12 protein-coding genes are annotated in these 13,168 nt (G+C 60.9%); 1 reads left to right on the top strand and 11 read right to left on the bottom strand.

All coding sequences use genetic code 11. The annotated features are described in order from the left end of the window. Window positions 1-33: 33 nt before the first annotated feature. The 7 genes from ABQX22_RS05415 to ABQX22_RS05445 all read right to left on the bottom strand — a co-directional run bounded on the left by ABQX22_RS05415 (window position 34) and on the right by ABQX22_RS05445 (window position 6,455). Entirely contained in the window at window positions 34-435 is a 402-nt protein-coding gene (locus ABQX22_RS05415; RefSeq protein ID WP_349797258.1) for an ExbD/TolR family protein, read from the bottom strand. Between the two features lies 1 nt (window position 436). Beyond that, window positions 437-1,156, bottom strand: a complete 720-nt coding sequence (locus ABQX22_RS05420) for a MotA/TolQ/ExbB proton channel family protein (RefSeq protein ID WP_349797260.1) — start codon at window positions 1,154-1,156, stop codon at window positions 437-439. Window positions 1,157-1,240: 84 nt separating this feature from the next. Then, complete coding sequence (locus ABQX22_RS05425; protein WP_349797262.1) at window positions 1,241-2,062, bottom strand: energy transducer TonB; 822 nt, start codon at window positions 2,060-2,062, stop codon at window positions 1,241-1,243. 106 nt (window positions 2,063-2,168) lie between these two features. After that, window positions 2,169-3,236 (bottom strand): ABC transporter substrate-binding protein, encoded by a 1,068-nt coding sequence (locus ABQX22_RS05430; protein WP_349797264.1) that lies wholly within the window; start codon window positions 3,234-3,236, stop codon window positions 2,169-2,171. A gap of 61 nt (window positions 3,237-3,297) precedes the next feature. Continuing rightward, window positions 3,298-3,720: a 2Fe-2S iron-sulfur cluster-binding protein gene (locus ABQX22_RS05435; RefSeq protein ID WP_349797266.1), complete on the bottom strand. Its 423-nt coding sequence runs from the start codon at window positions 3,718-3,720 to the stop codon at window positions 3,298-3,300. Between the two features lie 25 nt (window positions 3,721-3,745). Next, window positions 3,746-5,470: an FAD-dependent oxidoreductase gene (locus ABQX22_RS05440; RefSeq protein WP_349797268.1), complete on the bottom strand. Its 1,725-nt coding sequence runs from the start codon at window positions 5,468-5,470 to the stop codon at window positions 3,746-3,748. Next, window positions 5,463-6,455: an ABC transporter substrate-binding protein gene (locus ABQX22_RS05445; RefSeq protein WP_349797270.1), complete on the bottom strand. Its 993-nt coding sequence runs from the start codon at window positions 6,453-6,455 to the stop codon at window positions 5,463-5,465. Before ABQX22_RS05445 ends, ABQX22_RS05440 begins: the two co-directional genes overlap by 8 nt. A gap of 389 nt (window positions 6,456-6,844) precedes the next feature. Between ABQX22_RS05445 and ABQX22_RS05450 the strand changes: the two genes are divergently transcribed. Further along, window positions 6,845-8,068, top strand: coding sequence for an MFS transporter (locus ABQX22_RS05450; RefSeq protein ID WP_349797272.1), 1,224 nt, complete (start codon window positions 6,845-6,847; stop codon window positions 8,066-8,068). Window positions 8,069-8,211: 143 nt separating this feature from the next. Here ABQX22_RS05450 and ABQX22_RS05455 read toward each other — a convergent pair whose 3' ends face one another. From ABQX22_RS05455 to ABQX22_RS05470, 4 genes are read right to left on the bottom strand one after another with little or no spacing between them, the layout of a single operon-like run. After that, window positions 8,212-9,234 (bottom strand): aldo/keto reductase, encoded by a 1,023-nt coding sequence (locus ABQX22_RS05455; RefSeq protein WP_349797274.1) that lies wholly within the window; start codon window positions 9,232-9,234, stop codon window positions 8,212-8,214. Between the two features lie 46 nt (window positions 9,235-9,280). Then, the gene (locus tag ABQX22_RS05460; protein WP_349797276.1) at window positions 9,281-11,071 is read right to left on the bottom strand and encodes an ABC transporter ATP-binding protein; all 1,791 of its coding nucleotides are present in this window, start codon (window positions 11,069-11,071) and stop codon (window positions 9,281-9,283) included. Next, window positions 11,068-12,087: an ABC transporter permease gene (locus ABQX22_RS05465; protein WP_349797278.1), complete on the bottom strand. Its 1,020-nt coding sequence runs from the start codon at window positions 12,085-12,087 to the stop codon at window positions 11,068-11,070. The genes ABQX22_RS05460 and ABQX22_RS05465 overlap by 4 nt, the downstream gene beginning before the upstream one ends. 3 nt (window positions 12,088-12,090) lie before the next feature. Next, window positions 12,091-13,017: an ABC transporter permease gene (locus ABQX22_RS05470; protein ID WP_349797280.1), complete on the bottom strand. Its 927-nt coding sequence runs from the start codon at window positions 13,015-13,017 to the stop codon at window positions 12,091-12,093. Between the last annotated feature and the right edge of the window lie 151 nt (window positions 13,018-13,168).

Consider the following 13,168-nt stretch of genomic DNA (forward strand, 5'->3'; position numbering starts at 1 on the left):
TTCAGGTCTGCCCCACATAAGACCAGCCAAGTTTTACTTGGCGGTTATTACCGACAATTTGGTTATCCCCGCTCGTTCGATGGAAGCCATGGCCCTGGCCACTTCACCGTAGTTCACGCCGTTATCCGCTTGCAGCTGCACGCGCACATCGGCGTTTTTGTCTTTGGCGGCCTTGAGGTTGATTTCCAGCAGATCGGGCTGGACCTCGTCCTTGTTGATGAACAGCTTGCCCTTATCGTCGATGCTGACCACCAGCGGATCTTTTTGCTCCAGCGGCGCGACGGCTTCGGTTTTCGGGAGGTTGATCGGGATGGAATTGGTCAGCAGCGGCGCGGTCACGATAAACACCACCAGCAGCACCAACATTACGTCCACCAGTGGCGTGACGTTGATTTCGCTCATGACTTCGTCGTTGTCCTGGGTCGAGAAAGCCATATCAGGACGCCTCCTTCACTTTCTGGCCGGTCGCGGCGGTTTTGTTCAGCACCGGATGCAGCAGCACGCGGAACTGGCTCTTCTGCGCCAGGCTGTAAAAGTCATGGGCGAAATCGTCCAGATCAGCGGCGGTGAGTTTCAGGCGACGCAAGAAGTAGTTGTAAACCAGCACTGCCGGGACGGCCACGGCGATACCGACACCGGTGGCGACCAGTGCCGCACCGATCGGCCCAGCCACGGTTTCAAGGCTCGCGGAGCCTGCCGCGCTGATCCCTTTGAGCGCCGACATGATCCCCCACACCGTGCCGAACAAACCAATGAAGGGCGAGGTGCTGCCGATACTGGCGAGGATCGCCAGGCCGGTTTCCAGCGAGCGGCGTTCGCGCACGATCTGCTGACGCAGAGAGCGTTCAAGGCGATCCTGATGATTGATCGACTGGCTCAAATCATTGGCATGCGTACCGTCCGGCACTTGAATCGCGGCATATCCGGCCAGCGCCACGCGAGCAGCCGCCCCCGGTTTGCTCTGGGCCAGCTCGGCGGCGGAATCAAGGCTAGAAGCGGCCCAGAATTGTTTATGAAAACGTCGATCCTGCGTCTTCAGGCGGGTGAACTGCACGCCCTTGAGCAGGGCCAGGCCCCAGGTCGCGACGGAGAAAACAATCAGCAGCCAGATGACCGCGTGTTCGATGGAATCAAAGGGGGAAGCGATGAGGTTCATGTGAGTTCTCCAACTGGGGATCAAAATGTTTTGGAGCGATGCGCCTTTTGTCAGGTGGCCCGCGGTGTATCGATAGGTTGAGCATTACCGGATCTTGAAATCGATCGGCACGCTGACCCAGCCATCAATCGGGTTATTACCCTGTTTGGCCGGGGCGAAACTCCAGCGCTTGACCGCCGCCAATGCAGCGTCGTCGAGCTGTTCATGACCACTGCTTTTCTGGATCTGCACCTCGCCGGGTTTACCACTGGCCAGCACATGCACCCGCAGCAACACCGTCCCTTCCCAATTGCGACGCATCGCCAGCGCCGGGTATTCAGGGGCCGGGTTGTGCAGGTAACCGGCGTTGGCCGAGGCGGGTGTCACTGGCGCCGGTGCAGGGGGTGCGGGCGGTGCCGGCGTGGCAACCGGTGGTGGCGGAGCGGGCGGCGTCGGCGGTTGCTCGACCGGTTTGGCGACAGGCTTGGGCACCGGTTTCACGACGGGCTTAGGCTTTGGCTTGGGAATCGGCTTGGGCGGTGGCGGTTTGATCGCCAGTTCGTCTTCCACGGGCGGCGGCGGTTCGACCACTGGCTCGGGGGTCGGCTCAGGCGGGGGCGGTGGCGGTTCCACCACCGGCACCACGGGCGGCGCGGGCTGAGAAAACTCGATGGTCATCGGTGGAATTTCTGGCGGCACTATGGGCAGCGCCGGGGTCGGCGAACTGTTGACCCAGTAGATCACCGCGCCATGCAGCACCAGCGCGAAGACGCCCAGCAACACGGCTTCACGACGGCTCAGTACGCCTTTGGGAGTAGTGTGCAAGCGCAAAGCCCCAAGCGGCTCACGAAACACCTGGCCGAGATCGAGCAACTCGCCCGGCGTTGGCTGCCAGCGCACCTTAGGTGCGGCCTTGGCGTTATTCATCGAATGCTCCTGCGCAACGTCATAATCAGTATTCAAATCCCAGCATCGCAACGGAGCTGATCGCCGACACACCTTTGTGCCGGCGAGCCCCAGCTGCCAGATAACGTCAACGCAACTCGATTTCGTCCTTGATCGCCCACGCCTGTTGCAATGGCAGCGGATCGATCCAGCTGTCGATGTCGAAGTCCTTGTCGATGAATCCTTCGGCCAGCAGAAAATCCTTTTGCCGACGCAGGCCTTCGACATACACCTCGGACAGCTTGGGTTCGAATGACAAATGCAGCTGACTACCGAACGCCAGCAGAACGCTTTCTTCATCCGTCGAGGTTTCAGCGGCGATGGTGGTCACGACTTCTTGCGGATGCTCGCTGGCCCACTCATACGTCTTCAACAGCACGGCAAGGTATCGCGCCACGATTTCTGGCGAGTCGATCAGGGTCTGGCGATCCACTGTGATCGGCCGTGGAGAACCTGCGCTCAGGCGCAGCAGCGGATCTTCCTGCTCGTTGATATTGATGATCGGCCGCAAGCCTTGAGCCAGCGCCCGGGCGCTGCCAGCACCTTTGATGAAAATCGCGTCTACGGTGCCATTGAGCAATGCCAGGGTCGGAATGGCGTGGTGGTCTTCACGGGTATTAGTGACCTCTTCGAGGTCCCACTCCGGTGCCGCAATATCGACGAACTCAACGTCATCCCGGGACACGCCGCCCAGGTGCAATGCGGTCAACAGCCCGCGCAAACCTTCGGCGCGCCCGACGTCCACCAGATCGCTGGCAGCCTTGCGCACCACGCCGAGCTTGCGACCGCGCAGGTCAGCGACTGTCTTGATATCGCTGTCGCCGCGCACGAACACCAGTTGCTCCTCATCGACCCACGTGATGCCGACCACTACGGTGTCCTGGCCTTGCGCCCGCGCCCAGATCGGCGGCACGTTACCGCCCTCACGGAAGCTGCCCGCCAGACTGTGGCGAAAATGGGATTCACGCACCGCGCGATCCTGTGAGGCACGGATCGAATCCAGGGTGATGCCGTGACGCGCGAACTCGTTTTGCAGCCAGTGTTTGTGCTGAGCGATGCCGGACGTGGTCGGCACTGGGCAGCGGGTGTACCAGAGGGTGGTAGGTGCGGCTTCGTTTGAGGTCTGTGATATTTCTTTAAGCAGTGCTTCGGACATGGGGTCACACTCCTGAATGGGTTCGCTTGGCGTTAAAAAAAAGGCAAAGCCCGACACGCAGTCAGGTGGTTGTTGGGATAAAGGCAATCGTCGGCGTGCCGGTGTCGCTGTCCGACCGGAAAACAGGGGCCGCCGGTTTCTCCCGGGACGGTTTGACGCGGACCAGACTTAGTTCGACCACCGTGTCATGGAGCGCAAGTTTGGGCTTGGCCGGTTCGATGCGTATGCCATCATGCAGTGGAACGGTGCAGGCGAGTTTGACTTCGCCGTCGATGCGCATCGCACACAGCTTGCACAGCCCGCGTCGGCACGACAGCGAGTAACCCAGGTTCGGTTCGAACACCCGCTGCGCGTATTGCAGCGCGGTGCTGACCGACGCGCCCTCCCAACTGTCGATGCCCAAGCCCAAACCTGCCGGGGGCGGAAGCTGCACGTCCAGTTGCCGGAATTGGCCTTCGCGGAACAGCGTCAGGTGCATCAGCATTGGAAACTCCCGAAAGAAAAATCGCTCATGGCCGCGCCAGAAAAGGAAAGGCCACGGGTGCAACTTGACGCGCCAGTACACCCGCTTTCAGGCTCACCAATGAATGGCTCAGTACCCCGGTGTACACGCCTTTGTGGTCGTGACGTTGGTGCGCGCCGATGGAATGATCGCGCCCGGAAGCGCCGAGCAGCGCCGATTCGATAACAGTAAAAGCGGCCTGACACTCCAGCGCATCGCTCCAGTCACGGTTCCACATGCGGTCCCGGGTGCGACACGCCAATTTCGGCAGCACATCGTTTTTCAGCGTGGCCAGCGTTGTTAGCCCCTCGTCCAGAGCTTGGGCAGTGCGTACCGGACCGAGGGATTTTTCGGCGAGCTGAGACAGCGTTTCCTTGAGCTCGAATGGCGCGATCCCGTGCGTGCGTTCAAAGGGCGCAACGGTCACGGCGAACGCGGCGTCAGCGTTATCGGCAAGGCGATCCTGAGACCTGCGCTGCAATGCATCCAGCGCTGCCGCCTGACCGGCAATCCGCCCTTGCACCAACACCTGCGCCCCGGCGTTGCCGGATAACCGGTTCGCACCGTGCAGCGCCCCGGTCACTTCACCGCACGCGAACAATCCCGGCACACCGGTCCAGGCGCCCGGATCAACGCGCACGCCGCCCAGGGAAAAATGCGCGGCAGGCGCGACTTCGATGGCATAGCCCTGCTTGATGCGCTCCACCAATGGCGTCATATCAAAACCTTCCCACTGCCAACCGGCGCTGATGGAACGCGACGAGGCCGGGAAGTTGTCGATGATGTCGTTGGGCAGGTGTTTCCAGGACAGGTACACGCCGCCATTGGGACTGCCCCGTCCTTCGTAGACTTCAGTGGCGCAGGCCGCCGACACCATGTCGCGGGTTGCCAACTCCATGCGCGCCGGGTCCCAGCGCGCCATGAAGCGTTCGCCGAAGCGATTCATCAGCCAGGCATGTACGCCACTCTGCGGGCCGAGAATCCAGGGGAACTGCAGGCCGCGCCAAATCGCCGGGGCGGCCAGGCAGCACGGCAAAAACTGCATCATCTCCATGTCGATCAGCGTAGCGCCCGCTTCCACCGCCATGCGCTGTCCCTCCCCCGACAGTTCCTCGGGCGCGGTGCGCAGGCTCCAGTTGGACGTCGCGCCGCCAGTGGCGAGCACCATGCTGTGGCCAAACAGGCTTTCAACTACCCCGCTACGCCTGTCCAGCCCGAGGACGCCAATCACCGCACCGTCGCGACGCAGCAATTGGGTGGACTGAAAGTCCTCACGAAAGCTGACGCCTGCCTGCACCGCAATCCGCGTCAACGCGCGCTGCATGTCGACACCGCTAATTTGCACCCCGCGCCCACTGCTGTGACCGGGCGCGCGGCGATTGACGGTAAATTTGATACCCCAGTCCACCAGGCGATTCAGCTCCGGACCAATACCGGTGACCATACTTTCCACAAGGCGCTGATCGTTGAGCCATGAACCGGCGGTGATGGTGTCCTGCAAAAACCGTTCTTCGGTATCGCTGGCGTCGGCATCAAGCCCCATCGCCCGCAGACTTTCACCGGCAATCGACACCCCGCCACCGGAGGTAATCGTCGCACCGCTGCGACCGACCAACCCCTTGTTGACAACCAACACCGAGGCCCCGGCCTGCCGCGCATGAAACGCCGCCACCAGACCTGCCGCGCCACCACCCAACACAATCACGTCCCACGGGGTCGACACCTCAGACATGCAGCCAGTCCTCGACCGAAAAGTCGTGATCGATGAAACCTTCTCTGAGCAGAAAGTCCTTGAACGTGTCGATGGCTTCGACACCGGGTGATTCCAGGGAAGTGCCGAATTTCAGGTGCAGCTCAGGTCCGAAAGCGGCCTGGACGGACTCTTCCGAGACGCCGATTTCCTGGGCGACGAAGCGTCGGGTCTGATCAGGGTTTTGCGCCGCCCACTGCCCGGCTTCACGCACCGACGCCAGCAGTACTTGCACCAGGTCCGGCCGTTCGCGGGACAGCGTACCGTCCACCGTCAACAAGCGCGGGGTGCCGTTGTTGATGCGGATCGCGGCGTCACTGTGATTGCCGGTTTCGCTGAGAATGATCGCGCCAAACTGGTGAGCGACGCTCAGACCTTCCGCGCCCTTGACGAAGAACGCATCGATCTCGCCTTTGATCAGCTGAGTGATCTCTGCGGCATAGGGCAACCGGCGCTTGATTTCGGCGGGGTACCCCGGGGTTGAGGCGCCTAACTGCGGGGCCTGGATAACGATATCGACGAAGGTCACACGCTCGCGGGGGATACCCGCCGCCTCAAGGGTCGACAGCAAACCCTTGAGTGACGTCGCACGCTGGAAGTCGATGATGCCGGGCGGTTGTCGAGGCAGACCCAGACGCTTGCCAGCCAGATCCGATGCATCACGCAGCCATGATGACGGCAAGGTGATCACGGCCTGGAATTCGTCGATCCAGTTGATCCCGACCAGGCGCGTGTCGCGTCCACTGGCGCGGGCATGAATCGGCGGAATGTTGCCGCCCTGGCGAAATGACCAGGGTTGCGAATGATCGAAATGACTGGCCCGGACCTTTTCGTCGGTCGAGCTTTGCAGTGACTGCAGCCCGACCGAATGCCGGGAGAGTGCCGTTTCCAGAAATCCCAACTTCACCGCCAGACCAAGAGGTGTCGGCGTCGGGCAGCGGGTGTACCAGAGATTAAGGTCCGTCATGGGTGGGCGCCATTCAATAAAATGATTACGTAAACAGTCACGGCAGGTCCCGCTAAAGCGGCCTGAACTGAAACTTTCAAACTATTATTAATGACGGACGTGGTCGCACGACATTGATGAGGGGCTTAATAATATTTCAACTAATAATTCTAAGCCCCGCGCGAGGTTCAGCGAGTGTAATGCAAACTAATTTAGACTACATAGATCGTTACGTTATGAGTTTATGTCGGCGCGTTGATTGACAGTGCCCCGCTCATTGAGCAGCCTGTTCGCCGAATACAAACACCGTGAACTATAAGACCCAAAAGTGTTGCTGGCTGAACAGCAGATCAACAATAGTGGGTTAATACCGCAACTTTCTTGTGTCGTCTGCCGGATATAATGATTACATGTCTGCCCTCACGCTGTGGCTGAACAATTTCGCTCCCTTGCGCTCTGCGCCGACCCGCATTTATCTGTCGGGACAAGCAGTGTCCATGGTCGGTATCTGGTTGCAGCAGACCGCCATGGCCCTGCTGGTGTATCAACTGTCCGGTGGGCAGGCTTTTGCGCTCGGTATCAGCGCGCTGTGTTCGAGCGTGCCGATCCTGTTGTTCAGCATGTTCACCGGCGGCCTGGCGGACCGCTACGATCGCCGCAAGCTGTTGATTGGCTGTCACGTGTTGGAAATCGCGCTGACCTTCATCATCGCCGCGATGATTCACACCGAGCAGGTACAACTGAGCCATCTGCTTGTGTTCGCCTTTCTGATGGGGTGCGTCAACTCGGTGTACTTCCCGACGCAGCAAGCCTTTCTGTTCGATCTGGCGGGCCTGGACAACATTCGCAAGCTGATCAGCATCAACTCGATGATCCTCAATGTCTGCCGAACGCTGGGGCCGACCCTGGCCGGTTATCTGGTGGCCCAGGTGGGGATGTCCGCCGCGTTCTGGGCCAATGGCTTTTCCTACTGGGTGGTGATTATTTCTCTGCTGTCGCTGCATGCCATCCAGCAGACCCGTCCCAATGGCAGCGAGCAGGCGACCCTCGGCGAAGCCATCCGGCACATTCGCGACACCCTGACTTTGCGCAATATCTACATTTGCTGCGCGGCGTTGACCGTGTTTGGCCTGGGCACCCTGGCACTGCTGCCCGCCGTGGCGCATGGAGATCCGCAACGCACCGGCCTGTTGCTGGCCGCGGCTGCCTCCGGTTCATTGGTGTACGCGTTTTTTCTGTCGCCGGTGATCAGCCACATCAAGCGCATGGGCCTGACGCTGTCGTTTACCCTGATCTGGATGGGCGCGTGGCTGGTGGTGTCAGCGCTGACGCACTGGCTGTTTTTGCAGTTGATCGCGCTGTTCATGTTCGGGCTTGCAACGTCCCAGGCCATGGTGACCTGTACCAGCATGGTGCAGATCCTTTCGCCGCCAGCCATGCGCGGAAGATTGATGGGGTTGTTCAGCATAATCGGCTTTGGTTTGCAGCCATTGGCAACGCTGCTCGGCGGTTACATGGCCGATCACCTGGGAGTGGCCACCACCATTGCCTTGTGGGGTCTGGTGGCAGTCACAATTGCCAGCTTGCTTCTGGCACAACCGCAGTGGCGCGGCTGGAACCTGGCAAAAGCCTGAGTGTGTGAGTCTGCGCAAGCGTTGTAGGAGCGAACTTGTTCGCGAGGCGTTGTGCCTGACACACCGCGTCAAGCGCTCGACAACAAGTTGGCTCCTACAGAGGGACCGTTCCCGAACGCGCGGGAACGATTGTGATAGGCGCATTAAACCCGCGATTTACGGCCGGCAAACGGGTGGCTTGGGTCGTTGTAACCCGGTGTCGATGAATGCCCGGTGATGACCAGATCGTCGATGAACGCTTCATCTTCTGCGGTGAACGCGTAATTCAGCGCCGGTACGTAGTCATTCCATTGCTCTTCGGTACGCGGCCCGGCGGTGGCTGAGGTGATCAGCTGATTGTTCAGGACCCAGGCCAGCGCAAACTGACCCGGCGTGATGCCACGGGCCTCGGCGTGATCCTTGACGCGCTGCGCCAGGTTCAACGACTCCGGACGCCATTCGGTCTGCTGCAGACGCTTGTCGTTGCGACCGGCACGTGTGCCCTCGGACGGCGGCTGGTTCGGGTCGTATTTGGCGGTAAGCACGCCACGGGCCAGCGGGCTGTAGGACACCACACCAATGCCGTAGTACTCGGCGGCCGGCAAGTGCTCGTTTTCGATCTGACGGTTGGCCAGGTTGTACAACGGCTGGCTCGCCGCCGGGCGCTCGATCCCCAGCAGATCCGCGGTGCGGCTGAACTCCGCCAGTTTCCAGCCACGGTGGTTGGACAGACCGTAAGAGCGGATCTTGCCCGCGCGTATCAGGTCCGACAGCGCGCGCAAGGTTTCTTCAACCGGCGTGCTGTGGTCTTCGCGGTGCAGATAAAAGAGGTCGATGTAGTCCGTGTTCAAGCGCTTGAGGCTGGCATCCACGGACTGGATCACGTTGTTGCGCGAAGCGCCGCGATCATTCGGGCCCAGAGCGCCAGGATTGGGGTTGACAAACTTGGTCGACAGCACCCACTGCGAACGGCGGTCGGCGATCAGGCGCCCGACTGTTTCCTCGGAGGCCCCGCCGTTGTAGCCATTGGCGGTATCGATGAAGTTGATGCCCTGCTCATACGCCTTGTCGACAATGCGTTTGGCAACGCTGTCGTCGGTCTGCCCACCGAACATCATGGTGCCCAGGGTAATGGGCGAGACCTTGATGCCGTTGCGGCCCAGATTTCGGTACTCGATAGTGCTCATATTCACTCCCTTAATGGTTTTTCATCGTTTATTGAATGCAACACAACTAAATCGCAAAACGTGACAGCAACATCGCCACCGGGAGTTCCTGCCAAGCCGAATCGGCATAGGGCACGGTTTCTTCGTCAGCCACCGAGTAACGGGGCACGGGCACCGAGCCAATCAGTTTTTGGGTGTAGGCGTGACGGGCGTTCTTCCAGATCGCGTCATGGGCGCCCTCCTCGACAATCTTGCCGTCGTGCATCACCAGCACGCGATCGGCCATGTACTTGACCACCGACAGATCGTGGGAAATGAACAGGTACGACAGGCCGAATTCCTGCTTGAGGTCGGCGAGAAGATTGAGAATCTGCGCGCGCACCGACACATCCAGCGAAGACACCGCTTCGTCGAGAATCACCAGCGAAGGCCGCAGAATCAGTGCCCGCGCCACGCCGATGCGCTGCCGTTGGCCGCCGGAAAATTCGTGGGGATATTTCCACACCGCTGAGGCTGGCAGCCCCACGCGATGAATGATGTCGAAGATGCGCTGACTGCGAGTCTGCGCCTCTTTTTCGCCGTGGTTTCTCAGCACGCCGTCGAGGATGCGGTACACGCTGTGCTTGGGGTTGAGCGATCCATAGGGGTCCTGAAACACCATTTGCACAAATGGCCTGTGTGTACGCAGCTGTTTCTCGGATAAGTGAGCGATATCGGTGCCATTGAGCAAGATATGCCCGGCACTTGAGCGGATCAGGCCCAAAATGGTTTTGCTCAGCGTCGACTTCCCACAGCCGGACTCACCTACCAGGCCGAGCGTCTCGCCCGGCCGTATCTGGAACGACACATCATCCACCGCCGTCACGACGCCCTGACTGGTTTTGTATTCGGTGCGCAGGTTGCGCACCTCCAGAATTGGCCGGTCGAGCGCCCCGGTGTGGGCGTCACGGGTAGTGAAATAGCGCGGATGGCTGTGCAGATCGAACTCGATGATGCCGCTGTTACCCTTGCGCACGTTGATTTCCGGCAGCGAGGCATTGGCGTAGTGCGAGTCGGTGTCGAGCCGCAGGGACGCACCCAGCAATCCTTTGGTGTACGGGTGCTGCGGCGCGGTGAAGATCGCTTCCGTGGTCCCGGACTCGACGATCAGGCCGTCGTACATCACCGCCACCCGATCCGCCCACTGGCCGACGACGCCCAGGTCATGGGTAATCAGCAGCAGGCCCATGGCGTACTCTTCGCTCAGCTCCTTGAGCAATTGCAGAATGTGCGCCTGCACCGTGACGTCCAGCGCGGTGGTCGGTTCGTCGGCGATCAGCAGGCGCGGGTTACACGCCACGGCAATGGCGATCATCACCCGCTGGCGCTGCCCGCCCGACAGATTGTGCGGGAAGTCATCCAGACGCGCCGCCGCGTTGGGAATGCGCACTTTCTTCAGCAGACTCAGGGCTTCGATGCGTGCGTCTTTACGCGAGAGACCACGATGGCGACGCAACACTTCGCCGATCTGCTCGCCCACGCTGAGCACCGGATTGAGCGAGGTCATCGGGTCCTGAAAGACCATGGAAATGTCGTTGCCGCGCAGCCCACGCATCACCGGATCGCTGATCACCGACAGGTCCAGCCCGTCGAAATCGACCTTGCCCGAGATCCCGGCGCGCCCGCCCAGCAGGCGCATGATGGCCATGGCCGTTGTGGATTTACCGCAACCGGACTCGCCCACCAGCGCCAGGGTTTCACCACGCGCCACCGTAAAACTCACGCCTTTGACGGCCTGATAGTCGCCGTAATTGACGCGCAGATCGGAAACGCTCAGCAGCGGCTGACGGTGGTCATCGATATTGGCTACAGCGTTCATGCTGTTCTCCCGCGCAGTCTTGGGTTCAGGGCGCTGATCAGGGCGTCACCCACCAGATTCAGACTAAAAACAGTGATCACCAGCGTCAGGCCGGGGATCGCGGTGAGGTACAGCGCGCTACGCAGCATGTCCCGACCGCTGCCGATCATGCTGCCCCAACTGATTTTGTTCGGATCGCCCACGCCCAGGAACGACAGCGAGGATTCGGTGAGAATCGCAGACGCCACGATCACCGAGGCGGTGATGATGATCGGCGGCAATGCGTTGGGCAGGACTTCACGAAAGATGATCCAGCGGGTGCTGTAACCCACCGTGCGCGCTGCCAGGACGAAATCGGCACTGAGCAGCGCACGAAACTCGGCCCTGACCAGTCGGGCGACGGTGTCCCAGGACGTCAGACCAATCACCACCGCGATGATGCTGACGGTCGACTGGGTAATTGAGACCACCACCACGACCAGCAAAAACGAGGGGGTGGTCTGGAACAGCTCGATCAGCCAGGTCAGCGCGCGGTCGACCCGTCCTCCGAAATAACCGGCGAGCGCGCCAATCAGGGTACCTATCAACACGCTGACCAGCGCCGCCGTTACGCCAACCAGCAGCGAAACACGCGCACCGTGGGCCAGGCCTGCCGCCAGATCACGTCCCAATGCGTCGGTGCCCAGTGGAAACTGCCAGTCTTCGCCGGGTGCCAACAGCGGTTGCGCGGCCATGTCCAGCGGATCGCCGGGGTAGAGATAGCCTGCCGCCAGCGCCACCAGCACGATCAGGGTCAGGACGCTGATGCCCGCCACCGCGCCAGGTGAATGCAACAACGCGTAGGTGATCGGCCAGCGGCTCTGGGGCGAACGCTGTTCCTGGGCCAGCGAATCATCTTCGGTCGACGAACCTTTGCCGGCCGGCGCGAAACGTCCGAGCAACGTCGCACTCAGCTGTTGGCGCCATGAGCTGTCCGGCAGCCGGACCGGTGCAGAAGGCGCGCGGTCGAGAATCGGGTTGGGGGTGTGAGCGCTCATCGATCAGGCCCCCTTTGAGCGGGCGGCGATGCGCGGATCGAGCCGGGCGTGGAGCAGGTCCACCAGAATATTGGCGACGATCACAATGAACGACGACATCAGCAGAATACCCAGGAGCACCTTGTATTCGCGTGCCTGCACGGCTTCGAGCGTCAGCCGCCCGATACCCGGCCAGCCAAATACCGTTTCCGCCACCGCAGCCCCGCCCAACAACCCGCCAAGGTGCGCGCCGGCGACGGTGGTCAAGGGCAACAGGGCATTGCGCAACACGTGCCGCCAGGTGATACGCCACGGCGACAACCCTTTGGCCCGCGCGGTACGCACGTAATCCTGGGTCAGTACTTCAAGCACCGAGGCGCGGGTCAGACGGGCGTAAATGGCGACGAAGAAACTGGCGAGGGTCAAGGCCGGGAGAATCGCGTACTGCAACTTGTCGACAAACTTGTCCACGCCGGTCAGGCCCGCGCCGATAGTGCCGTCGCCGCCGCTGGGCAGCCACTCAAGCTTGACCGCGAACAGCACGATCGCCATCAGGCCGATCCAGAAGCCCGGTGTCGAATACAGTACAAATGCGATCGACGACAGCACCCGATCCGGCCATTTACCCTTCCACAGCGCCATGACCACACCCAGGCAGACACCCACCACCAACGAGATCACCAGCGCCAGCCCCATCAACAACAGGGTGTTGGGCAGTCGCTGGGTGATCACGTCCATCACCGGGATGCCATAGCGCGGCGAATCACCGAGGCTCAAATGGCCGAGTTGGTTGAGGTAATCACCAAATTGGGCCAGCGAAGACTTGTCCAGCCCGTATTGCTGGCGCAGCAAGGCTGTGGTTTCCGCCGTCGCCGAGCCAGCTTCGGCCACCAGTGCGTCCACCGCATCGCCCGGCACCATCTGGAGCAGGATGAAGTTGAGAACAATCACCCCAACCGCGGTTGGAACAGCCCGGAACAAGGGTCCACGAAATCCTGAATGGAGGATGTAAGTCACACGCTGATAGAAAGTGCTGGCCGGCATCGGGTTCTCTACAAACAATCGCATTGAGTGGGTACTGTTAACGGCCAACACTAATACA

The organism is Xanthomonas sp. WHRI 1810A, assembly GCF_040202885.1.
In the GTDB taxonomy this organism is placed as follows: domain Bacteria; phylum Pseudomonadota; class Gammaproteobacteria; order Pseudomonadales; family Pseudomonadaceae; genus Aquipseudomonas.